Raw genomic sequence first — 21,058 nt, forward strand, 5'->3', positions numbered from 1 at the left:
TTTGATCATGCCTGAAACGCAAGATGCGTCCCCACACTGATTGAAAACCATACCAATAGGCCAATCAGGATCCAGATGAAATTGCCTACAGTGTAACGAGCATTCGCCATCCCATTCGGGTCTTCGTTTACAAGGTTGATGAATCGCTGAACCCTCAGCACGATCAAGCTCTGAAACACAATCACCGCAGTTCCCATGAAGAAGTCGAGCCAGAATTCGATTGGTGCGGTATCACTGCCGCTGAGCGCTCTGTACATACCGTACGCAAAGCCGATGAGAAAAGGAATAAACGGCAAGAGCACATACAGAACACTACTGATCCCCCAGTAAGGCATACCTGTCGCGCTCTTGACCTTGGACGCCCGGTCAATTTTGCAGAACAGTGAAGGTGTGTAAAAAAGCGCAAACAGGGTGCGCGCCAAAGGCCAAATCTCTCGTCCTGAGCGATTTCTATAGTTCTTCCAGTTCTGATAGAACCAGTAAGCGACATAGAGACCATGAGTCAGCAACATCATCACGATCAGCTTGCGTGGTGCGACCGTGAAGAATTCCGGATGGCCATTGCTGGGCGGCTGTAAATCAGCAGCAGGCGGCGTATAAAAAACGTCAGACACATCGTTCCCTCGGTGAGTAAGTGCAGCGCATCCTAGCGGTCAAAACGCGTTTTTAATCACCTCCCGAAAAATCAGGAAGAGTCCTACAAAAGTCTTCCGAACATCCCACAACTGACCTGTTCAACCATGGACAAGCCCACTCCGGGCGCTTTCATCAGGAGTGTCATGTCCATGGAAATGAATCGTGTCGACGCATCGAACCCGCCTCAGTCCGTGCTGCTGAAACCGAAACCCAAACCAGAACCCAACGCGCCCAAGTTCATGCAGGCGCTCGCCGAAGCAGTGGAAACGGCGACATCCAAGACCTTGAAAGCGGAACCCGCAAACCTGGCAAGACAGGTCAAACCTCGTTGCCATCTGGATCTGATCAGCCTGAACCTTGTGCAGACGAGTTACGTGCCGGAAGCGGCGGCTCTGGAGCGCGTTGGCAGGTCGCGGATATTGCCGCTTACCACCGCCGGATAAGACCTCACCGGCTTTTGAACAATGGTACGTAGCGCTATCGCGCCATTGTTCAACCGTCACAAATCCATCACCCAACCGCCACACAAGCGCAACGCAGCCCTCTGAAACTGGCTGTCATGAGTAAATCCCTGCACATCACCCTGATCACTGAAACCTATGCACCGGAAATCAACGGCGTGGCCAATACGCTGAGCCGGTTGTGCGACGGTTTGCGCACGCGCGGGCATCGGGTGGAGGTGATTCGGCCGCGCCAGAGCGAGGATGAGCTGCGGGCGGCCGGGGATGATTTGATGCTGTGTCGCGGCTGGCCGATTCCCGGGTATCCGGGCTTGCAGTGGGGGCAGTCGTCGATGCACAAGTTGTTGCGGCGCTGGCAACGCAACAGGCCTGACGTGTTGTACATCGCGACCGAGGGGCCGCTGGGACTTTCGGCTTTGAGGGCGGCGCGTCGGCTGCGCATTGCGATTGTCAGCGGTTTTCACACCAATTTTCAGCAGTACACGCGCCAGTACGGGTTGGGGTTCATCACGCGCTTGCTGACCTCGTATCTGCGCTGGTTTCACAACCGCTCCAACGCCACGCTGGTGCCGAGTGCCAGTCAGAAAACCGAACTGGAGCGCAGAGGCTTCGAGCGGTTGGAACTGCTATCGCGCGGTGTGGATTGTCAGCTTTTTCACCCGTCTCGTCGCTCCAGTCTCTTGCGTGAGGCTTGGGGACTGGAGCCAGGTGACACGGCTGTTTTGCACGTAGGACGGCTGGCGGCGGAAAAAAATCTGGGCCTGCTCAAGACCAGTTTCGACAGCCTGGCCAGCGCTTATCCCGATAAAAAGCTCAAGCTGGTGATTGTAGGTGACGGCCCCATTCGCATGACATTAGAGCAGCAACTGCCTGATGCGATTTTCTGCGGCACGCAACGCGGCGAAGCGTTGGCGGCACATTACGCGTCGGGGGATCTGTTTCTGTTTCCGAGCATGACTGAAACTTTTGGCAACGTTGTGCTCGAAGCGCTGGCTTCCGGACTGGGAGTTGTGGCGTATGACGAAGCAGCAGCGGCCCAGCATATTCGTCATGGGCATAACGGCGCCGTGGCGATGCCGGGGGATGAAGAGGGATTCATCGACGCGGCGCGCTGGATGCTGGAGGACGACGAAACGCTGCGCAGAGTGCGCTTGAATGCGCGTCAGCACGCGAGCCGTCAGGGCTGGTCGGGCGTGATCGAAGCGTTTGAATGCTATTTGCGTAATGCCAGTGAGACGCGGGATGGGGTCGCTCTAGGCGCGTAATGACAGTCTTCAGGTGATTCCCTGTGGGAGCGAATTTATTCGCGAATCGGTGTGTCAGGGAGACTGTCAGAAATTTTGTGTTCGGGCCTAACATGTAGCTAGAGGTGCATGTATGCCGACCAAAAAGAAAGCTGCCAGTGCAACATCGAGAGAGCTGCCCTCGATTCCCCAAGAGATCATCGACCAGTTCGTTAAGGGGCCGATGAGCGCCGAAGCCATTCAGGATGCCTCGATGGCGTTCAAAAAAGCGCTGATCGAGCGCGCCTTAGGTGCCGAACTGGGGCAGCACCTTGGCTATCCTCAGGGCGCGGAGCGCCCCGAGGATTCGACCAACCAGCGCAACGGCAAAAGCGGCAAAACGGTGCTCACCGACGATGGGCCGCTTCGCCTGGACATTCCCAGAGACCGAGACGGCAGCTTCGCTCCCATCCTGATTCCCAAACACGAACGCCGTTTTACCGGCTTTGACGACAAGATTATCGCCATGTACGCCCGCGGCATGACGGTGCGTGAGATACGCGCTTTTCTGGCGGAGCAGTACGGAACAGATGTATCGCACGATTTCATCAGCTCGGTGACGGATGCTGTGCTGGATGAGGTTGGAGCATGGCAGCAGCGCCCTTTGAACCGATGTATCCGGTCATCTTCTTCGATGCATTGCGAGTGAAGATCCGTGATGAGGGCTTGGTGCGCAACAAGGCGATATATCTGGCGCTGGGCGTATTGCCGGATGGCACGCGTGACATCTTGGGTATCTGGATCGAGAGCACAGAGGGCGCGAAGTTCTGGATGAAGGTGTTCAACGATCTAAAAACGCGAGGCGTTGAAGATGTTCTGATCGCCGTCACTGACGGGCTCAAAGGCATACCGGAGGCCTTGGGAGCGGTTTTTCCTGCCACCACGCTGCAAACCTGCATCGTGCATCTGATCCGAAACAGTCTTGATTACGCGGCTTGGGATAAACGCCGTCCGCTGGCCAAAGCGCTCAAGCCTATTTACCAGGCGATCAACGCTGATGCTGCGGAACAAGAGCTGAACGCCTTTGAAGCAGGGCCTTGGGGCAAACAGTATCCGACAGTAGTCGCTGCGTGGCGTCGTGCCTGGGATCGGGTGATCCCGTTCTTTGTCTTCCCGCCAGCCATCCGTAAAGTGGTCTACACGACCAACGCCATCGAAAGCATCAACGCTCAGTTGCGAAAGATCATCAAGACTCGTGGGCACTTCCCGACAGATGATGCCGCGACAAAATTGATCTGGCTGGCGTTACGCAATATCACTGCGGATTGGAGCCGTGCGGCACACGACTGGAAAGTGGCGCTTAACCAGTTTGCGATTCTCTATGGAGACCGTTTTACCAGACCAAGCTGGTGAAACAACGGCCTGCCTAACGGCAGGCCAGACCAGCCCGAACACAAAAAAACTGATACTCCCGTGTCAGGCGAAAAGAATGTTCAATGTGCCGACGTCATCGCGAATGAATTCGCTCCCACAGATTGTCATTCCCCCCCGTAAAACTTACTCCAACTTACCCAACGCATCGCGGCTGAACGGCAGGATGTCTTCTTCACGGCCATCGCGCACTTTCACTGCCCAATCCGGGTCGACCAGCAACGCACGGCCCACGGCCACCAGGTCGAACTCGTCATCACCCAGACGCTTGAGCAGGTTCTCCAGGCTGGCCGGTTTGGCCACCTTGTCGGTGTTGACCATGAACTGCAAAAACTCACCATCCAGCCCCACACTGCCCACAGTAATGGTCGGCTTGCCGGTCAGTTTGCGCGTCCAGCCTGCGAGGTTGAGGTCGGAACCTTCGAATTCCGGTTCCCAGAAACGGCGCGTCGAGCAGTGGAAAATATCCACGCCTGCGTCAGAAAGCGGCTTGAGGAACGCCTCCAGCGCTTCCGGGGTCTGCACCAGACGTGCGCTGTAGTCCTGCTGCTTCCATTGGGAGTAACGGAAGATGATTGGGAAGTCAGGGCCGACAGCGGCGCGCACCGCCTGAATCAGCTCGATGGCAAAGCGCGAACGGTGCGCCAGATCACCGCCGTATTCGTCGGTACGCTGGTTGGTGCCCTCCCAGAAGAACTGGTCGACGATATAGCCGTGAGCGCCGTGGATTTCCACGCCGTCCATGCCGATGTCTTTTGCGTCTTTGGCAGCCTGGGCGAAAGCGGCGATGACGTCGGCAATGTCCTGTTTGCTCATGCCGTGAACGACGACATTGCCATCCTTGAGTTTCTCGGTCGGGCCATAAGCCGGAACGGTGCCATCCGGCTCTGTGCCCAAGCGACGCACGGCGCCCACGTGCCAGAGTTGCGGAACGATCTTGCCGCCCTCGGCATGGACCGCTTCGACCACTTTCTTCCAGCCTGCCAATGCGGCCTCGCCGAAGAATTGCGGCACATTCGGGTAGCCGTTGGAGGCCTTGTGGCCGACGGTTGTGCCCTCGGTGATGATCAGGCCCACGCCTGCCGCGGCACGACGGCGGTAATACTCGATCACCTTGGAATTGGGCACGCCACCCGGAGAAAACGAGCGGGTCATTGGGGCCATCACCACGCGCGTCGGCAATTCCAGGCTGCCCATATGAAAGGGTTTGAACAAGGCTTTGACTGGCATCGAAACGTCCTCGGCGGCAGGAAATATTATGAAGGTCATACAGAATGAGCCGACGAGGCTGCGATGCCTAGCACTATTGATTTGGGTGATTAAGGTTTAGAAGGCTAGAGGAATCGTGAGAGAGCCACGCCACCTCTGTGGGAGCGAATTCATTCGCGAATCGGAGTGTCAGGCAAAGAAGATATTCAATGTGCCGACGTCATCGCGAATGAATTCGCTCCCACAAAGAACATCATGTCTGCCCAAAGAGAGGTGCCAGATCAGAAAGCGCTGCTCAATGCAGCGCCTTTTCAATCGCCTGAATCACCGCCGGATCATCGGGCGTGGTGCGCGGAGAGAAGCGCGCCAGTACGCGGCCATCCTGCCCCACCAGAAATTTTTCGAAGTTCCAGGTGATGTCGCCCGGAAACTCGGCCCCCTCGCCCGCCAGCATCTGGTAGAGCCGATGACGATGAGGCCCGTTCACTTCCAGTTTGTCGCCCAGCGGAAAGGTCACGCCGTAGTTCAGCGAGCAGAATTCCTGAATTTCTTCCTGGGTACCGGGTTCTTGACCGGCAAATTGATTACAAGGCAAACCCAAGACGCTGAAGCCCCGATCCTTGTACTTCTGATAGAGGTTTTCAAGTGCGGCGTATTGCGGCGTAAGGCCACATTTGGAGGCCACGTTGACCACCAGAACCACTTTGCCTTTCAGCGGCGCGAGAGGCAGTTCCTGACCATCCAGAGCTTTTAATTTCAGGTCGTGAAATATACTCATGACGAAACTCCCCTGCTCTCTAAACAAAAAACATCGGCAGAAAAAGGCGCCCTGTCAGACCGCGAAACCAAGGTGGTTTTCGCAAAGCCCGCGAGGACGCCTGGCCAGCTATTGGAGCTTAGCAGGACAAATCAGTGGTGATGGCCGCCTTCGCCATGCACGTGACCGTGAGCGACTTCTTCCTGACTGGCGTCACGAACGGCAACGACCTTGACCTGGAAGTTCAGACGCTGACCGGCCAGCGGGTGGTTGCCGTCGACAGTGACGTCGTCGCCGTCCAGGTCACGGATGGTGACGATCTGCATCTGACCGTCCGGCGCGGAGGCGTGGAACTGCATCCCGACTTCCAGCTCGTCGACACCTTCGAACATGCTGCGGTTCAGGGTGCTGACCAGCTCGGCCGAGTATTCGCCGTAAGCGTCTTCTGGTTCGATGGCGACTTTCAGCTCGTCACCGACATCCTTGCCTTCCAGTGCCTTTTCCAGACCCGGAATGATGTTACCCGCGCCGTGCAGGTAAACCAGCGGCGCGCCGCCGGACGAACTGTCGATGACCTCACCAGCGTCGTTAGTCAGGGTATAGTCGATGGAGACAGCCTTGTTGGCGGCGATCGGCATGGGGCAAGACCTTTTGCAAATAGAGATATGAGCGAGCAAGTCTAACCAAGCCCTCGCGCGAAAGCGAACGCAACTCAGACGGACGGCCCCGATTGCGCGACCCCATGATGCCCGGCAGCGACACCACGATTACCGGTTTCCATCAGGACGAGGACGGTCACTGGATCGCCGAGCTGTCCTGCGGCCATACCCAGCATCTGCGCCACCAGCCGCCATGGCAGTCACGGGCCTGGGTACTCGATGCGCAGCAGCGACATGAAAAAATAGGCCAATCCTTTCGCTGTGGCTGGTGTGCGCAGGGGGCAGATGACGATAACCTTGTCCCCCATTGAGACGCTGCGCTTGAACAGCGTCCTGTTTCGCCCGGTCCATTGATGACCTTTGCACGCTCACCTTCGAGAAGCCCGCATGCAGACTTTCTTTATCGCGCCCACAGACTTCGGTGTGGGTTTGACGTCCATCAGCCTGGGGCTGGTGAGAACCCTGGAGCGCGCCGGACTCAAAGTCGGCTTTTTCAAACCCATCGCCCAGCCTCACCCTGGCGATCTCGGCCCCGAGCGCTCGACCGAACTGGTCGCCCGCACCCACGGCCTCAAACCGCCCAAACCGCTGGCACTGGCCCATGTCGAGCGCATGCTCGGTGAGGGCCAACTGGATGAGCTGCTGGAAGAAATCATCACTCTCTATCAGCAGGCATGCGAAGGCCGCGATGTGGTCATCGTCGAGGGCATGGTGCCAACCCGCACCGCCAGCTACGCCGCCCGGGTCAACTTGCACATGGCCAAAGCGCTCGACGCTGAAGTGATTCTGGTGTCGGCCCCGGAAAATGAAGTGCTGACCGAGCTTTCCGGTCGCGTCGAGTTGCAAGCGCAGATGTTCGGCGGCCCGAAAGACCCGAAAGTGCTGGGTGTGATCCTCAACAAAGTGCGTACCGACGAGAGCATGGAAGCCTTCTCGGCGCGCTTGAAAGAACACTCGCCGTTACTGCGTAGTGGCGATTTCCGTCTGCTGGGTTGCATCCCGTTTCAGGCTGACCTCAACGCGCCGCGCACCCGCGATGTGGCCGATTTAATGGGCGCGCAGGTGATCAACGCAGGCGATTACGAACAGCGGCGCATGTCGAAGATCATCATCTGCGCCCGCACCGTGCTCAACACACTGCAACTGCTCAAGCCAGGCGTGCTGGTGGTGACACCGGGAGACCGCGACGACATCATCCTCGCCGTCAGCCTGGCCACGTTGAACGGCGTACCGCTGGCCGGTCTGCTGTTGACCAGCGACACCTTGCCAGATCCACGCATCATGGACCTGTGCCGAGGCGCGTTGCAGGCCGGGTTGCCGGTGTTGTCGGTGAGCACGGGGTCGTACGATACGGCCAACCAGCTCAACCAGTTGAACAAGGAAATCCCGATCGACGACCGCGAACGCGCGGAGATCATTACTGACTTTGTCGCCAGCCATCTGGACGCCAACTGGCTGCACCAGCGCTGCGGCACCCCGCGTGAAATGCGCCTGTCACCCGCCGTGTTCCGCTATCAACTGATTCAGCGCGCGCAAGCTGCCAACAAGCGCATCGTTCTGCCGGAAGGCGCCGAGCCGCTGACCGTGCAGGCCGCTGCCATCTGTACGGCCCGGGGCATCGCCCGTTGTGTATTGCTCGCCAAGCCTGACGAAGTTCAGGCCGTCGCCCGGGCCCAAGGCATCGAGTTGCCGCCGGGGCTGGAAATCCTCGACCCGGACGTGATTCGCGAACGCTACGTGGCCCCCATGGTCGACCTGCGCAAGAACAAGAGCCTCAACGCGCCGATGGCCGAGCAACAATTGGAAGACCCGGTGGTGATCGGCACGATGATGCTGGCGCTGGATGAAGTCGACGGGCTGGTGTCTGGCGTCATTCACTCCACCGCCAACACCATCCGCCCGGCCCTGCAACTGATCAAGACCGCGCCGGGCTGCACACTGGTGTCGTCGGTGTTTTTCATGCTGTTCCCCGAGCAGGTGCTGGTCTACGGCGACTGCATCATGAACCCGCATCCAACGGCACAGGAGCTGGCGGAAATCGCCGTTCAGAGCGCCGACTCGGCCGTTGCATTCGGCTTGTCGCCTCGGGTGGCGATGATCAGCTATTCAAGCAACCACTCCGACAGCGGCGAGGAAGTCGAGAAGGTCCGTGAAGCCACGCAACTGGCGCAGGAAACCCAGCGCAGCCTGTTGATCGACGGCCCGCTGCAATACGACGCCGCCGCCAACGAAAATGTCGCCCGACAGCTGGCCCCCGACAGCCCGGTGGCCGGTCGCGCCAACGTGTTCGTGTTTCCTGACCTCAACACTGGCAACACGACCTACAAGGCCGTGCAACGCAGTGCGGATTGCGTGAGCCTCGGCCCGATGTTGCAAGGCCTGCGTAAACCCGTGAACGACCTGCCGCGTGGTGCTCAGGTGGACGACATTGTCTACACCATCGCCCTGACGGCCATTCAGGCCGCGACCTTGCCGCAATAGGCGTCGCAATAGCTGTCGTCCTGAAACATCGTTCACTCACAATAACGCCGCCGGGAACGCACCGGCGGCTGTCTTACCCTCGGAGTTCGGTCCCTCATGGATTTCTTGCCCGCCCCTTTGCGCGGTGTCATCGCCTCGCTGCTGTTGGCGCTCAATACGATTGTCTGCTGCACCCCGCTGTTCATCGTCGCGATCTTCAAACTGTGCCTGCCCTTCCCTGCGGCGCAGAAAGTCACCGACTGGCTGATGAGCCACATTCACGAAGCGTGGATCAGCAACAACAACGCCTGGATCAACCTGCTGGGCCGTACTCGCTGGCACTTGAGCGGGCTGGAAGGTCTGGACTATCAGCACTCGTATCTGGTGACCAGCAACCACCAGAGCTGGGTCGACATCATGGTGTTGCAGTACGTGCTCAACCGGCGCATTCGCCCGCTGAAGTTCTTCCTCAAACAAGAGCTGATCTGGGTGCCAGTGATTGGCCTGGCGTGGTGGGCGTTGGGCTTTCCATTCATGAAACGTTACAGCAAGGCGTATCTGGCCAAACACCCGGAAAAGAAAGGCAAGGACCTGGAAACCACGCGCCGCACCTGTGCGAAATTTCGCAACAACCCGGTGGGCATTTTCAACTTCGCCGAGGGCACGCGCTTTACCCGTGGCAAGCACGCACAACAGCAATCACCCTTTCGTTATCTGCTCAAGCCCAAGGCGGGTGGCATTGCGTTTGTGCTGGATGCGATGGGCGAACAGCTTGAATCCATCGTCAACGTGACCATCCATTACCCTTTTGGTCGTCCCGGCTATTGGGACCTGCTGTGCGGACGCGTTCGTGAGGTGGTTGCGCACTTTGAAGAAGTACAGATTCCGACGCAGTTCATCGGCAAGAGCTACGACCAGGACGAGGCGTATCGCGCAGAGTTCCAGCAGTGGATCAACCGCCTGTGGGAAGAAAAGGATGCGTTGCTGGGGCAGATGCGTGAGCGGTATTCCGGCTGACTCATGTCGCTCGCAGCGCTCATCCATTGAGGACTCCTTCGCGAGCAAACAAAAACCCCGGCACGAAGGCCGGGGTTGTCTGATAGAACGCGGTCAGGTTATTGCTGCTGATATTGCTGACCAGGAATCGGCTTGAGGTTGACCTCGACGCGACGGTTCTGGGCACGGCCATTGACATCGGCGTTGCTGGCGATCGGCGAATCAGGACCGGCACCCCGTACCGACAGGTGAGAAGCATCGACGCCCTGCGAAGTCAGGTAAGTCGCCACGCTCTGCGCACGCTGTTGCGACAGGTCCATGTTGTGCTGGCGGCTGCCGGTGCTGTCGGTATAACCCACGATCTCGATCACGTTCTGGTTGTACTGTTTCAGCGAGCCTGCCAGGTTGTTCAACGGCGCGTAGAAGCTGCTGGCGATGGCCGAAGAGTCGGTGGCGAACGTGATATTGCCCGGCATCACCAACTTGATGTTATCGCCTTCACGCTGTACCTGAACGCCAGTGTTGGCCATGCTCGCGCGCAACGCAGCCTCCTGTTTGTCGGCGTAATAACCGTAACCGGCGGAGGCGGCACCCACCACGGCCGCGCCGATCAAGGCGCCCTTGCCGCGGTTGTTGTGATCGATGGCAGCACCCGCGACGGCGCCAGCCAATGCGCCCAGACCACCGTACTTGGCGGTTTTGCTCATCCCGCCGGAATTCTGCGCTTGCCCCTGATTGTCGTAAGGATTTTGCGATGCGCAGCCAGACAATACGGCCAGCGCGGTCGCAGCGATGATCAAACGGCGAAAGGTAAACATCTCGGAAGTGCTCCTGTTTTGCTTTACACGGCCACTGAAAAGGCCGAGCGATTTGCGCGATTAGAGCATGCTCGCCGTCAAAAATTCCTTAACGTCGCCTGAACGATTTCACGCCCGGACAAATGGATTTTCACGCATTTCATCACCCAGTCGTGTGTCTGGCCCGTGGCCTGTCACCACCGTGGCCGCCTCATCCAGCGTGTACAGCCGCTGCTTGATCGAACGCACAATGGTCGCCTGATCGCCTCCCCACAAATCGGTGCGACCCACGCCTCGCTTGAACAACGTGTCGCCTGCGATCAGCAACTTGGCGTCTTCGAACCAGAAACTCATCGACCCCGGCGTATGCCCCGGTGTGTGCAAGGCCACGCCGCAGCCACAGGCCAGCTCCTCATCGTGCTCTAGCCAGCGATCCGGCGGCGGAACGGGTACATACGGCACGCGAAACACCTGACACTGGGTTTCGAGGTTGTCCCACAAGAACTGATCCTCTTTGTGCAGATGCAACGTCGCTCCAGTCTTTTCCTTCAACTGCCCTGACGCCAGAAAATGATCCAGATGCGCATGGGTATGGATGATGCTCACACACTTCAGGCCATGTGCGTCGAGCCTGGCCATAATCAATTCGGGGTTGCCGCCCGGGTCGACCACGATGGCCGTCTGAGTGACCGGATCACCGATAATCGTGCAATTGCATTGCAGCGGGCCGACGGGGAAGGTTTCGCGGATGAGGGTGGGTTGAGGGGTGTTCATAGGCAATCCAAAAATCAGGTGACTGTGTAAGGCAATTACAACACGCCAATGTACTTGCAACGCCATCATCCCTCTCAACTGAGTGGTTTTTCGACTATGGTCAGAAAGGTAAGGATTTTATTTTTTGCCTGACTCTTTGATGCCCGTCGAACATCTGTAAATAACGGTTTGTTTAATCAGGAGAAACCTGAAAACGCACCCTTCCAGCCCCCCTGTTTCGGTTGATGTATTTTTCCAAAAACCGCTCATATACTGGCCTTGCGCAACCATCGAAATGTGTGGCGTTCGAGTAGATAAGATGTCACTCGATGACCCCGCAAGGCAGCCAGGCCCCCAAGCGTAACGAGCAGGCTCCATGCTAAGAAAAATCGCGGTTTCCGATCTAAGGCTGGGCATGTACATCCACGAGTTCTGCCGCCCGCGGCTTCATGATCCGTTCTGGACTCAGCATGTCGAACGCGAGCTGAGCGACGAGACGGTGTTGCAGCGCATTCAGGCTTCGACGCGCGAGGTATGGATCGACACCGGTCGCGGCAAAAGCCCCGACGAGCAGACGACGATTCTGGCCTTCGCTCCGTCGAGCACCCGCGAGGCGGACACCACGCCCAGCACCATGGAAAAAGAGCTGGCTCGGGCCAAGGCCATCTGCGGTCGGGCCAAGGCTGCGGTCATGACCATGTTCACCGACGCGCGCATGGGGCGAGCGATGAACGCCAAGGACGTCGATCTTCTGGTCGAAGAAATTTCCACCTCGGTGATGCGTCATCCTCACGCACTGATCAGCCTGTCGCGCCTGAAAACCTCTGACGAATACACCTACATGCATTCGGTCGCGGTCTGCGCGCTGATGGTGGCGCTAGCGCGGCAAATGGAACTGAACGAGGAACAGGTGCGCGAAGCGGGCGTTGCGGGGTTGATGCACGACGTGGGCAAGATGATGATTCCCAAAACGATCCTCAACAAACCGGACCGGCTGACATTTGAAGAATTTGAGGCGATGAAATATCACCCTCAGGCCGGACTGAAGATTCTGCAAGACACCCGGCAAGCCACCAAAGCGGTGCTGGATGTCTGCTTGCATCACCACGAGAAGATGGATGGCACGGGGTATCCTCACGGTCTGAAAGGCGATGAAATCAGCATCTACGCCAAGATGGGGGCGATCTGCGACGTCTACGACGCCGTGACCTCAGACCGGCCTTACAAGAAAGGTTGGGACGCTGCGCAATCGATCCGCGAAATGGCGTCCTGGAAAGGCCACTTCGACGACACGATTTTCCAGCACTTCGTCAAAACCGTGGGCATCTACCCGGTTGGCGCGCTGGTTCGTCTGAAAAGCGAGCGCCTGGGGGTGGTCATGGAACAGGGCGAGAAATCGCTGCTGCACCCCAAAGTGAAAGTCTTTCTTTCCACCCGCACCCGCATCACGTTCATGCCGGAAATCGTCGACTTGGCCTGCACCGACGAACATGACGCCATCGTGAAATACGAACGGGCCGAGGACTGGGGCGTGCGTGACGTTGAGAAAATGTGGGCGGGGGATGCGGCGGTCTGAGTCATCAACTCCGCTGCAAGGGCAAGATACCGACCCGCATTCCAAAGGGCTTGAACACCGCATTCAGCGTCTGGATCGTTGGATTTCCCTCGTCCTGTTCGATCTGACGAAGGGTACGCAAGGATATTTTGCACATAGAGGCAAACTGTTCCTGCCGCAAACCGGTCACTTCGTTGCGCAGCCGTTTCACGGCCTCTCCGATGCTGATGCTGCCCGTGGACAGATGATCCCGAAGCTCATCGAGAATGATCCCGCGTTGGCGTATTTCATCCGTCATGCCAGCCCCCACGTTTGAAAAGTCGCCTGCAGTCGACTCAATGCCACACGCGGATGTTTGAAGGTCTGTTGCGGCAGTCCCCCCTCATTTAGCAAGTCGGGCAACGCCAGCAGTTGCTTGGCGTCTGCCCTTAGTCGCTCAAAAAGCTGATCGGGATCGGCCCACGCAGCGAGCGAACGGCACGCCGCTAGCCACTCCACCTCACCGGCCCGCTCAATGGGGTCGGGCCATTTAGTGGTGCGTGTCACGCCCTCTTCGTCCATGACCATGGGCGCCAGATCATAAATGGGCGCCAGTGAGAGGCGCGTCTCTTCGCGCAGGATGGACGTGTTGCGACCGTGGTTATCACTGTTCCCAAGAACCTGATTGATCAAATCACGACGCACGTATTCCGCGACCATTTGGGGAATTTCATTCTGCTGGCCATTGGCAGACCAGGCTTGGGCAAGCGCTGCAACCGCTTGAGGATGCGTCATATAACTGCCTGGGCGCGTAACGTCAGCCAACGAGTAAACCGACTCGACGCCCAGTCGGCTGACACCATTCTCATCGACTTTGCGATCGAAACGCCTCATCCACAGGCTCGGCTTGCGCGCCTCTTCAAGACGCATGCCGTCGCATGGCACGACGTTCATGCCGATTTTCGCCAACGCCTGGTAGTAACAGAACTCACTCCTGAGGATCGTGCGGTCGGTTGCATTCCCATTGTTACGAGAGAACTTCACGAACCAATGTTGCCGAACAGCTTCGTCGGCCAGCGTAGCGTCAGGGTGCATCAATCCCCGAGCATCTTCAGCAAGCAATAATTTGGGGGCTTCGCCGCCCGCGCCCGTAGCCCCGCCGACGGCAGCGCCTTGCTCATAGGCGTACTCCAGAAAGCGGCTGTCGCGGGCGATCACTTCTGCTCGATCAAAACCCAGGCCGGTATGTTGCCCCAACGTCTCGACAGACTCTTTGATTCTAAGGTGCCCGATCGGAGCGGGAGTGCAACGTTGCAACAACGCCAAGTCAGCAGACGCACCTTGCTTCTCCGGAATTGACAGTCGTGCCAGCAAAAAACGGCGAGCAGCGCCGGAGGGCAGAATATCGAGCAAGAAGGCAGGAAAGCCCGGCGTTCTATAAAGATCCCAAGCCAAAGGAATACGGGCGCTGACGGACTGGGCAGTCGGCCGTCCCAAGTGCCCCAGATGCTCGACCAGGTAGTGTTGGTCGTAACCGAAGTTGCATGGGCTATTTTGGCCAAGCTCAGTCTTTTCAAACTCAATGCGCATGACGTCTTGCCATTGGCCAGATGCGTAGAGCTGAAGGGTGAGGTTCATGGGAGGATCCGGCAATTTAATGCCTAAAAAATAAATCCGCAGCGAAAAAAAGGCAATTTAATGCCTAAAGAAAAGTTAATCCGACAACAAATCGGTATTTAAATGCCTATCACCCCAACAACCCCAACTCCTGCGCCCTCGCCACCGCCTGAGTTCTGCGCTCCACTCCCAGCTTGCTGTTGATGTGGCTGGCGTGGGTTTTCACGGTGTGCAGCGAGATGAACAGCCGTTCACTGATTTCCTGATTGGAGCAGCCTTGGGCAATGAGTTGCAGCACGCCCAGTTCCCGCGCGCTGAGGGGGTCGCCGCCGGGGCATGCGATCGGTTCGCTGACGTCGCGGGCACAAGGCATGTCTTTGTCGGCGCCAGGGGGAAGCTGATTGAGCAGGTAGTCGACCAGTCGGCAGCGTGGGCGTTTGAGTAACTGTTCGCGCAGCCAGTTGCCGTGCTGATGAATGATGCCAAAGAACGGCAGGACTGCGCCGCCGGTCGCGCCCTGAAGGCTGCGGCTGAGCATGTCTTGAGCCTGGCTTTTATCCGACATGGCCAGTGCGAGCAACAGATGTTGGCTGGTCGCATACAGTCCCAGCAATCCCGCGCCGATGCGCTGGGCGTAGTCGCTCAGTTGGCTCAGGCGTCGAGCGGCGTCATCGGTCCGCCCCTGAATGCGGTCAAGAATGGCCCGCAGCAGTTCGATGTGTTGTGGCATTTGCGGCAGGCATTCAGGCGCCGCAGCCGGGTGATCGCCACCATACGTCTGGCCCAGACGCAGCAGCCAGGCGTCGGCCAGATCGATGCGCCCCTGCGCCAGCCACAGCTCGCACTTGGCCAAGGTAATCATCGCGAGGTAATACACCGGCGGCACATCCCAGATGTGCATCAACCGCTCAGCCTCGGCCAGTTCGGCAAAGGCCTCGGCAAAGCGCCCCTCCCGTCCCTCCAGCCCGGCGATGACGCAGTGGCCGATGAGCACGCTGATGTCGCGACAGGCGCGAGCCTCGGTCAGCCCCGCGCCGAGACGGGCGCGTCCGGCCTCGGATTGCAAACACTGAACGAGCAGATAGCCCTCGTACAAGGTCAGCCGCGCTCGCACGGCGTAAAGCCGTTGCGAGGACAATCCATTGAGACGTCGCAGGCCTTGGCGCACCTCTTCCAGCGCACGTAACGCTTCACCCCGAGCCTGCAAGGTGCGCGCACGATCATAGTGGGCGAGCGCTTCGAACAGCGGATTGGCCACTCGCTGCGCCAACTCCAGTGCCTCGCGATTGAGTGCGCGACCACGCCATAAATCGCCTTCGGCAATCGCCAGATTGGCCAAGGTCGACAGGCACAACAAGCGCTGGCCGTAGCGCTTTTGCGGAAGACTGGCCAGCGCTTCGCTGCAATAACGCTGTGCGGTGTAACTGTCACCGCGACCTCGGGCGATGATGCCGCTCAGCGCCAACCATTGAGCCAGCATGGACTTTTGCGCCGTCGCCGAAGGTGCAGGTAGAAAGCGACTGAGGTGATTGCCCAGTTCTTCGGCGGCATCGAGTTGGCACGCCAGCCCCAACGCCCAGGCATACAGCACGATCAGACGCGGCGTGCTGATCAGTAAGCTGTCGGGCAAGTCCATTTTCCAGCGCAGCAACATGCCCACATTTTGCTCGGCCAGCAGTTGCTCTTCGGACAGGTTCTGCACCAGATTCGCAGCAACGTCGTGATGGCCTGCGCGCAAGGCCTGCTCAATCGCTTCATCCAGCAAGCCCTGTTCACTGAACCAGCGACAGGCGTTCAAGTGCAGGCGGCGCTGCTGGGGCGCAACGTTACTTCCGGCCCGAGCACGCAGCAGGTCGGAGAACAAGTGGTGATAGCGGAACCAGCGCCCGTGCTCATCCAATGGCACCAGAAACACTTGATGGGCCTGAAGGAAGGCGAGGATTTCGGCGCTGTCGTGAGTGTCGCGAGCGGCGTTACACAGCGCACTGCAAAAGCGCTCAAGGCAGGCGGTTTCATACAAGAAGGCCTGGACGTCGGCGGGCAGGCAGTCGATGACCTCTTCAAGCAAGTAATCGCGGATCAACCCTTCGCCACCATTGAGTTCCTGGGTCAGGGGGTTATCCCCGGCTTCGGTGGCCGCCAGCAACCAGAACCTCAGACCGGCGACCCAGCCCTCGCTGCGTTGCAGCAGGTTTTTCAGCGCGTCTTCGCTCAGCGAATTGCTCTGCTGATTGAGCACCGCCCTGGACTCTTCGTCAGTGAGGCGCAGGTCTTGCTCAGACAGTTCAAGCAGTTGCCGCGACAGCCGCAGCCGCGCCAGATGCCAATCCGGACGCTGACGGCTGGTAACCATGACGGCCAGCCCGGCAGGCAAGTGATTGAGGAGAAATTGCAGACAGCGGTCGAGCACCGGGCCTTGCACGAGGTGATAGTCGTCGAGCACCAGTAGCAGCGGTTTGCTGAGCATCAGGTGCATCGCCAGTTCATCGAGCAGGCCGTCGAGCCACTCCTCAAAGGCAAAAGGCTGATGCCGCTGACGCATTTTCAACAGGCCAAGGGCCTGGCTGCCGAGTTGCGGGAAGAATTGCTGGAGGCCTGAAAGCAGGCGTTCGAGGAATCGGCCGGGGTCGCTATCGCGCTGACTCAACCCCAGCCACAGGTTCTGCCATTGATCAGGAAGGCTTTCGCAGAACTCAACAGCGAGGGAGCTTTTGCCGAACCCGGCTGGCGCGCTGACCAACAGCAAACGCCCTGAAAGACCGGCACTCAGGCGCTCGCACAAACGCGGCCTGGGCACATAGCCTTCAGGCAGTGGCGGACGAAAGAAACGCCCCTCCAGTGCAGTGACTGCGTGATTTGCGAATCCTTGCAAACGCGACAGATCAGTCATGGCCGACTCTTGTTGGAAGTGTTTGTTATTCGGCGTTCAACTGTCGGGAGACTAGCGGCTATGGTGCGGGTTTTGAAGAATGTTCGACGAAAGACTGTAAGAAAACATATCCAATCAACAGCGCGAATGTTGCTTTATATGTTTGGGGACGGGTGTGCCTGAAACGATGTGTGCTAGAAAACACCCCGACGAATCGGGGTGTTTTCTTCTTGCCACCATGGGGTTCGGCCATAGGGTAAAGCGGCGCAGGACAACGAGTGCTCAGTGGCTGTGATCAACAGTGCACCGCTCTGCGCCAATTCGGTCATCGGATCAGCGCACGCCTTCCTGACGCAGCGCGTTAGGCTGGAAGTCGCTGATGGTGGCGGTGAAGCCGAAGTCGTATGCCTTCTTCTCTTCGTTCTTCATGCCCAGCGCCAGGTAACGGCCCGATTGCAGGTCGTACAGGGTTTCCAGGGCGTACCACGGCACTTGCTTGTCGTAGTAGTTCTCGCCATGGGCCTCGGCCACACGCCAGAGTTGGCCACGGCCGTCGTAGTGGTCGATCACCGCCGCCTGCCAGGTGTCTTCGTCGATGAAGAAGTCACGCTTGGCGTAGATGTGGCGCTGACCTTCCTTCAGCGTGGCGGTCACGTGCCAGACGCGGCGCAGTTCATAGCGCGCCAAATCCTGATTGATGTGCCCGGCCTTGATGATGTCGGTGTACTTGAGTTTCGGGTCGTCGAGCTTGTAGCTGTTGGACGCAATGTACATCTCTTGCTTGCCGATCAGCTTCCAGTCGTAACGGTCCGGAGCGCCGTTGTACATGTCCAGGTTGTCGGAAGTGCGCAGACCGTCCGCTGCCGTACCCGGGCCGTCGTAAGAGACTTGCGGTGCGCGACGCACACGACGTTGACCCGCGTTGTAGACCCACGCCGAGCGCGGCTCTTTCACCTGATCGAGGGTTTCATGCACCAGCAGCACGGTACCCGCCAGACGCGCTGGGGCGGTCACTTCCTGTTTGAAATAGAACAGGATGTTGCCCGGATTCTTCGGATCGTAGTCCTTCATCTTGTCGCGAAACACGAACTCGTCGTGGAAGTACACCGGGTTGAACGAGCCATTGGTCTGCGGTGTGGCCTGGGTCACCAGACGCTGGACGCTGCCACCGCGATAACGGGTGATGTGGTTCCAGATCACTTCAAGGCCGTCTTTGGGGATTGGAAACGGCACAGCGGTTTCGAAGTTCTCAAGGCCGTTACCACCGGAGACCAGCTTGGTGTTGGTGGCGTTGCGCTTGATGGCCGCGAACACGTCAGCAGGCACGGTGGCGCCCCGGTGTGACGGGTAGACCGGCATTTTGAAGGTGTCCGGGTAGCGCTTGAACATCGCGTATTGGCCCGGCGCGAGCTTGTCCTTGTACTGCTCGACGTTCTGCGCAGTGATGATGAACAGCGGTTTTTCGTTCGCGTACGGGTTGGCGAGGAAGCCCTTGTCGTCCACCGCTCCTGCGTTGGTCGGCATCGGGCTCCAGGCCGGAATGGTGTTGGCCGCGTTACCGGCCTTCTCGGCGCCCATCGGCGTCAACGTATTGCCCAGCTTGGCGGCTTCATCGGCGGAAACAGCCGCCATCACTCCGGTCGCCAGCAACGACATACCGAGTACACCGATCTGCAGCAGACCTTTTGTTGTTTTCATGTTCATGGTCATTCCTTAGAAGTTCATACCGAAGCTGAGCGCCACGAAGTCGCGGTCATCCACTGTGGTGTACTTGCCGTCGAAGAAGTTGGTGTAGGACAGGTTGGCGGTGTAGGTGTTCTGGTACTCCGCTTCCACACCCAGGCTGATCGCTTTGCGACCCTCTTCGAAGTTGCCGCCCGGGCCTGGCGAATAACCGTCGACGTCATGGGACCAGGCCACGCTTGGCTTGAGGTTCACCCCGGCGAACACGTTGTTGTAGTCCCAGATGGCGCGCGCGCGATAACCCCAGGAGTCGGTGGTGGTGAAGCCATCGTTTTCGCAGTAACGGCTCAGGTTGTTCTGCGCCGCGCCCGCCAGCGTACTGGCGTTGAGCGCCGTACATTGGCCATTTGGCAACGGACCAGGCCCATAGCTCGGGTCACGGCCATAACGCAGTTTCGAGGTGCTCTCCAGACCACCGACGTGGGTCCAGCCGATTTCGCCGACCACGGTCAGACGCTCGGCGCCCATCACCTGATCGAAGAAGTGGGTGAACGTGGTTTGTGCCTGGCTGATCTCTTTGCGGCGATAGCCTTTCTGGTCCTGACCCGGCGTGCCTTGCAGCAGCGAGACGCTGGAGTTCAACGGCGAGAGGCCTGAATACAGAATGTCGGTGGTGTTCAGTTGCACCGGTGCGTTCGGGCGATAGCTGATTTCACCGCTCCACGCCGTGCCGGTGGGCAACGTGGTGGAGAAGCTCAGGCCGAACAGGTGAATGTCTTCAGGGTATTCGACGTAGTAGCTGGAGTTGCCCGCCACCACCAGTGGCAGCAGCGTCGGTGCCAGAGCCGTCGCGGTCGCCAGCGGTACGCCGTTGCCCACCAGTTGCCCGACCAGACCTGCGCCGCTATAGGCGCTGGCCGGTGCGCCGCGACCGCTGAAGATCGGCAGACGGCTGTGATAGTTCATGTAATAGGCGCCGAATTCGGTGTCCAGCGGCTCGAAGTTATAGTGCATTGCCAAGCCATACTGGCCGCTGTCACGCGCATCACGGTCAGGACCACGACGCACCACCGCGCCCTCATCCGGCGTGCCAAACACTACGCCACGCTGCGCCAGTGCGTTCTGCACCGGGTTGCGCAGCGCCGCAGGCAACGCGGAGTTCAGACCGGCCCGGGTACGCAATACCGCCAGATTGTTCGAGCAGCCATCAGCAATCACGTCAGGCTGCGAGAAGAACGTGCCGCAATTGTCGACGACGGTCTGGTCCCATTCCAGTTGGTAGAAGCCTTCAGCCGAGAGGTTCTCGGTCAGGCTCTGGGACAGGTAGAACATGTTGACCGGAATCAGGCCTTCCTTGATTTCCGAGCCGGGACGACGGAACGCCGAGACGTCGATGGGGTTGATGCTGTTGATGCCGCCGCCAATGAAGGTACTTTCACCCCAACTGACGACCTGTTTACCGAAACGCACGGAACCTGGCTCATCGGCGATGGAATAGTTGTGATAGACGAATGCATCGAGCAGTTCGAAACCTGAAGACTTCGCACCTTCCTTGCGGCCCGAGTCACTGATGTCCTTGAATTCACGGCTTTCATCCTTGAGTTCAAAGTCGTACCAGTACTTGCCACGCAGGAACACGCCAGTGTCACCGTATTTCAGTTCAAGATCGTGGATGCCCTTGAAGATCTTCGAAAAGGTTTCCCCACTTTTGAAGTTCAAGTGGCCGTCGTCGGAGGTTTGCGAGAGACCGTGTCCGCCGTTGTTCGAGCCGATCAGGTTCTTGTTGGCGTTCTGCGTCGACCAGCTTGCGCCGATGGACAGGGACGAGTCGAAATTACCTTCGATTTCACCGATGTTGAAACTGACGCCGAATGCAGGACCGGCGAGCGTGGAAGCGAGGCTGACGGCCAGAGGCAGTTTCGCCCGGCGCCAGAACAGGTTTGCTGATGTCATCGACGCTACTCCATGTGCTT

Annotated in this window: 16 protein-coding genes and 2 pseudogenes; 7 read left to right on the forward strand and 11 right to left on the reverse strand. The window is 58.6% G+C overall.

The window, feature by feature from the left end; translation table 11 throughout:
• Positions 1-5: 5 nt before the first annotated feature.
• Complete coding sequence (locus ACI5GA_RS12155; RefSeq protein WP_421422874.1) at positions 6-614, reverse strand: hypothetical protein; 609 nt, start codon at positions 612-614, stop codon at positions 6-8.
• A gap of 171 nt (positions 615-785) precedes the next feature.
• Here ACI5GA_RS12155 and ACI5GA_RS12160 point away from each other — a divergent pair, with 171 nt between their 5' ends.
• The 3 genes and pseudogenes from ACI5GA_RS12160 to ACI5GA_RS12170 all read left to right on the forward strand — a co-directional run bounded on the left by ACI5GA_RS12160 (position 786) and on the right by ACI5GA_RS12170 (position 3,733).
• A complete protein-coding gene (locus ACI5GA_RS12160) occupies positions 786-1,079 on the forward strand; it encodes a hypothetical protein (RefSeq protein ID WP_421422875.1) in 294 nt (97 codons plus the stop codon).
• 116 nt (positions 1,080-1,195) lie between these two features.
• On the forward strand, positions 1,196-2,362 hold the full coding sequence (locus ACI5GA_RS12165; RefSeq protein WP_421422876.1) for a glycosyltransferase family 4 protein: 1,167 nt from the start codon (positions 1,196-1,198) through the stop codon (positions 2,360-2,362).
• Positions 2,363-2,474: 112 nt separating this feature from the next.
• A pseudogene (locus ACI5GA_RS12170) lies at positions 2,475-3,733 on the forward strand (IS256 family transposase).
• Between the two features lie 144 nt (positions 3,734-3,877).
• On the opposite strand, the gene ACI5GA_RS12175 reads toward ACI5GA_RS12170, so the two are convergent.
• The 3 genes from ACI5GA_RS12175 to ACI5GA_RS12185 all read right to left on the reverse strand — a co-directional run bounded on the left by ACI5GA_RS12175 (position 3,878) and on the right by ACI5GA_RS12185 (position 6,355).
• Positions 3,878-4,981, reverse strand: coding sequence for an NADH:flavin oxidoreductase (locus tag ACI5GA_RS12175; protein ID WP_404633873.1), 1,104 nt, complete (start codon positions 4,979-4,981; stop codon positions 3,878-3,880).
• Positions 4,982-5,255: 274 nt separating this feature from the next.
• The gene (locus ACI5GA_RS12180; RefSeq protein ID WP_299607273.1) at positions 5,256-5,738 is read right to left on the reverse strand and encodes a glutathione peroxidase; all 483 of its coding nucleotides are present in this window, start codon (positions 5,736-5,738) and stop codon (positions 5,256-5,258) included.
• A 131-nt stretch (positions 5,739-5,869) separates the two neighbouring features.
• Positions 5,870-6,355: an FKBP-type peptidyl-prolyl cis-trans isomerase gene (locus ACI5GA_RS12185; RefSeq protein WP_404633875.1), complete on the reverse strand. Its 486-nt coding sequence runs from the start codon at positions 6,353-6,355 to the stop codon at positions 5,870-5,872.
• Between ACI5GA_RS12185 and ACI5GA_RS12190 the strand changes: the two are divergent.
• The 3 genes and pseudogenes from ACI5GA_RS12190 (at position 6,324) to ACI5GA_RS12200 (ending at position 9,853) form a co-directional block, all read left to right on the forward strand.
• Positions 6,324-6,687 (forward strand): annotated as a pseudogene (locus tag ACI5GA_RS12190) (DUF3565 domain-containing protein). The gene ACI5GA_RS12185 and the pseudogene ACI5GA_RS12190 overlap by 32 nt on opposite strands.
• Before the next feature lie 76 nt (positions 6,688-6,763).
• On the forward strand, positions 6,764-8,857 hold the full coding sequence (gene pta / locus ACI5GA_RS12195; protein WP_404633877.1) for a phosphate acetyltransferase: 2,094 nt from the start codon (positions 6,764-6,766) through the stop codon (positions 8,855-8,857).
• 96 nt (positions 8,858-8,953) lie between these two features.
• A complete protein-coding gene (locus ACI5GA_RS12200) occupies positions 8,954-9,853 on the forward strand; it encodes an acyltransferase (RefSeq protein WP_421422877.1) in 900 nt (299 codons plus the stop codon).
• Positions 9,854-9,951: 98 nt separating this feature from the next.
• Here ACI5GA_RS12200 and ACI5GA_RS12205 read toward each other — a convergent pair whose 3' ends face one another.
• Entirely contained in the window at positions 9,952-10,650 is a 699-nt protein-coding gene (locus ACI5GA_RS12205) for an OmpA family protein (protein ID WP_404633881.1), read from the reverse strand.
• Positions 10,651-10,758: 108 nt separating this feature from the next.
• Positions 10,759-11,403: an MBL fold metallo-hydrolase gene (locus tag ACI5GA_RS12210; RefSeq protein WP_421422878.1), complete on the reverse strand. Its 645-nt coding sequence runs from the start codon at positions 11,401-11,403 to the stop codon at positions 10,759-10,761.
• Positions 11,404-11,758: 355 nt separating this feature from the next.
• Here ACI5GA_RS12210 and ACI5GA_RS12215 point away from each other — a divergent pair, with 355 nt between their 5' ends.
• Positions 11,759-12,958, forward strand: coding sequence for an HD-GYP domain-containing protein (locus tag ACI5GA_RS12215; protein ID WP_421422879.1), 1,200 nt, complete (start codon positions 11,759-11,761; stop codon positions 12,956-12,958).
• Between the two features lie 4 nt (positions 12,959-12,962).
• On the opposite strand, the gene ACI5GA_RS12220 is transcribed toward ACI5GA_RS12215, so the two are convergent.
• The 5 genes from ACI5GA_RS12220 to ACI5GA_RS12240 form a co-directional block, all read right to left on the reverse strand.
• The gene (locus ACI5GA_RS12220; RefSeq protein WP_421422880.1) at positions 12,963-13,235 is read right to left on the reverse strand and encodes a helix-turn-helix domain-containing protein; all 273 of its coding nucleotides are present in this window, start codon (positions 13,233-13,235) and stop codon (positions 12,963-12,965) included.
• A complete protein-coding gene (locus ACI5GA_RS12225; RefSeq protein WP_421422881.1) occupies positions 13,232-14,554 on the reverse strand; it encodes a type II toxin-antitoxin system HipA family toxin in 1,323 nt (440 codons plus the stop codon). Before ACI5GA_RS12225 ends, ACI5GA_RS12220 begins: the two co-directional genes overlap by 4 nt.
• 109 nt (positions 14,555-14,663) lie before the next feature.
• The gene (locus ACI5GA_RS12230) at positions 14,664-17,423 is read right to left on the reverse strand and encodes a LuxR C-terminal-related transcriptional regulator (RefSeq protein ID WP_421422882.1); all 2,760 of its coding nucleotides are present in this window, start codon (positions 17,421-17,423) and stop codon (positions 14,664-14,666) included.
• Between the two features lie 312 nt (positions 17,424-17,735).
• The gene (locus ACI5GA_RS12235) at positions 17,736-19,100 is read right to left on the reverse strand and encodes a DUF1329 domain-containing protein (RefSeq protein ID WP_421425474.1); all 1,365 of its coding nucleotides are present in this window, start codon (positions 19,098-19,100) and stop codon (positions 17,736-17,738) included.
• Between the two features lie 15 nt (positions 19,101-19,115).
• The gene (locus ACI5GA_RS12240) at positions 19,116-21,038 is read right to left on the reverse strand and encodes a DUF1302 domain-containing protein (RefSeq protein WP_404633891.1); all 1,923 of its coding nucleotides are present in this window, start codon (positions 21,036-21,038) and stop codon (positions 19,116-19,118) included.
• Positions 21,039-21,058: the final 20 nt, after the last annotated feature.

The organism is Pseudomonas sp. Pseu.R1, from assembly GCF_045764065.1.
In the GTDB taxonomy this organism is placed as follows: Bacteria; Pseudomonadota; Gammaproteobacteria; order Pseudomonadales; family Pseudomonadaceae; genus Aquipseudomonas.

Excerpts from the sequence above, each read along its gene's own strand:
- ACI5GA_RS12160 (WP_421422875.1), top strand. The coding sequence starts at position 786 with ATGGAAATGAATCGTGTCGACGCATCGAACCCGCCTCAGTCCGTGCTG.
- ACI5GA_RS12165 (WP_421422876.1), top strand. The coding sequence starts at position 1,196 with ATGAGTAAATCCCTGCACATCACCCTGATCACTGAAACCTATGCACCG.
- ACI5GA_RS12175 (WP_404633873.1), bottom strand. The coding sequence starts at position 4,981 with ATGCCAGTCAAAGCCTTGTTCAAACCCTTTCATATGGGCAGCCTGGAA.
- ACI5GA_RS12180 (WP_299607273.1), bottom strand. The coding sequence starts at position 5,738 with ATGAGTATATTTCACGACCTGAAATTAAAAGCTCTGGATGGTCAGGAA.
- ACI5GA_RS12185 (WP_404633875.1), bottom strand. The coding sequence starts at position 6,355 with ATGCCGATCGCCGCCAACAAGGCTGTCTCCATCGACTATACCCTGACT.
- pta (WP_404633877.1), top strand. The coding sequence starts at position 6,764 with ATGCAGACTTTCTTTATCGCGCCCACAGACTTCGGTGTGGGTTTGACG.
- ACI5GA_RS12200 (WP_421422877.1), top strand. The coding sequence starts at position 8,954 with ATGGATTTCTTGCCCGCCCCTTTGCGCGGTGTCATCGCCTCGCTGCTG.
- ACI5GA_RS12205 (WP_404633881.1), bottom strand. The coding sequence starts at position 10,650 with ATGTTTACCTTTCGCCGTTTGATCATCGCTGCGACCGCGCTGGCCGTA.
- ACI5GA_RS12210 (WP_421422878.1), bottom strand. The coding sequence starts at position 11,403 with ATGAACACCCCTCAACCCACCCTCATCCGCGAAACCTTCCCCGTCGGC.
- ACI5GA_RS12215 (WP_421422879.1), top strand. The coding sequence starts at position 11,759 with ATGCTAAGAAAAATCGCGGTTTCCGATCTAAGGCTGGGCATGTACATC.
- ACI5GA_RS12220 (WP_421422880.1), bottom strand. The coding sequence starts at position 13,235 with ATGACGGATGAAATACGCCAACGCGGGATCATTCTCGATGAGCTTCGG.
- ACI5GA_RS12225 (WP_421422881.1), bottom strand. The coding sequence starts at position 14,554 with ATGAACCTCACCCTTCAGCTCTACGCATCTGGCCAATGGCAAGACGTC.
- ACI5GA_RS12230 (WP_421422882.1), bottom strand. The coding sequence starts at position 17,423 with ATGACTGATCTGTCGCGTTTGCAAGGATTCGCAAATCACGCAGTCACT.
- ACI5GA_RS12235 (WP_421425474.1), bottom strand. The coding sequence starts at position 19,100 with ATGAAAACAACAAAAGGTCTGCTGCAGATCGGTGTACTCGGTATGTCG.
- ACI5GA_RS12240 (WP_404633891.1), bottom strand. The coding sequence starts at position 21,038 with ATGACATCAGCAAACCTGTTCTGGCGCCGGGCGAAACTGCCTCTGGCC.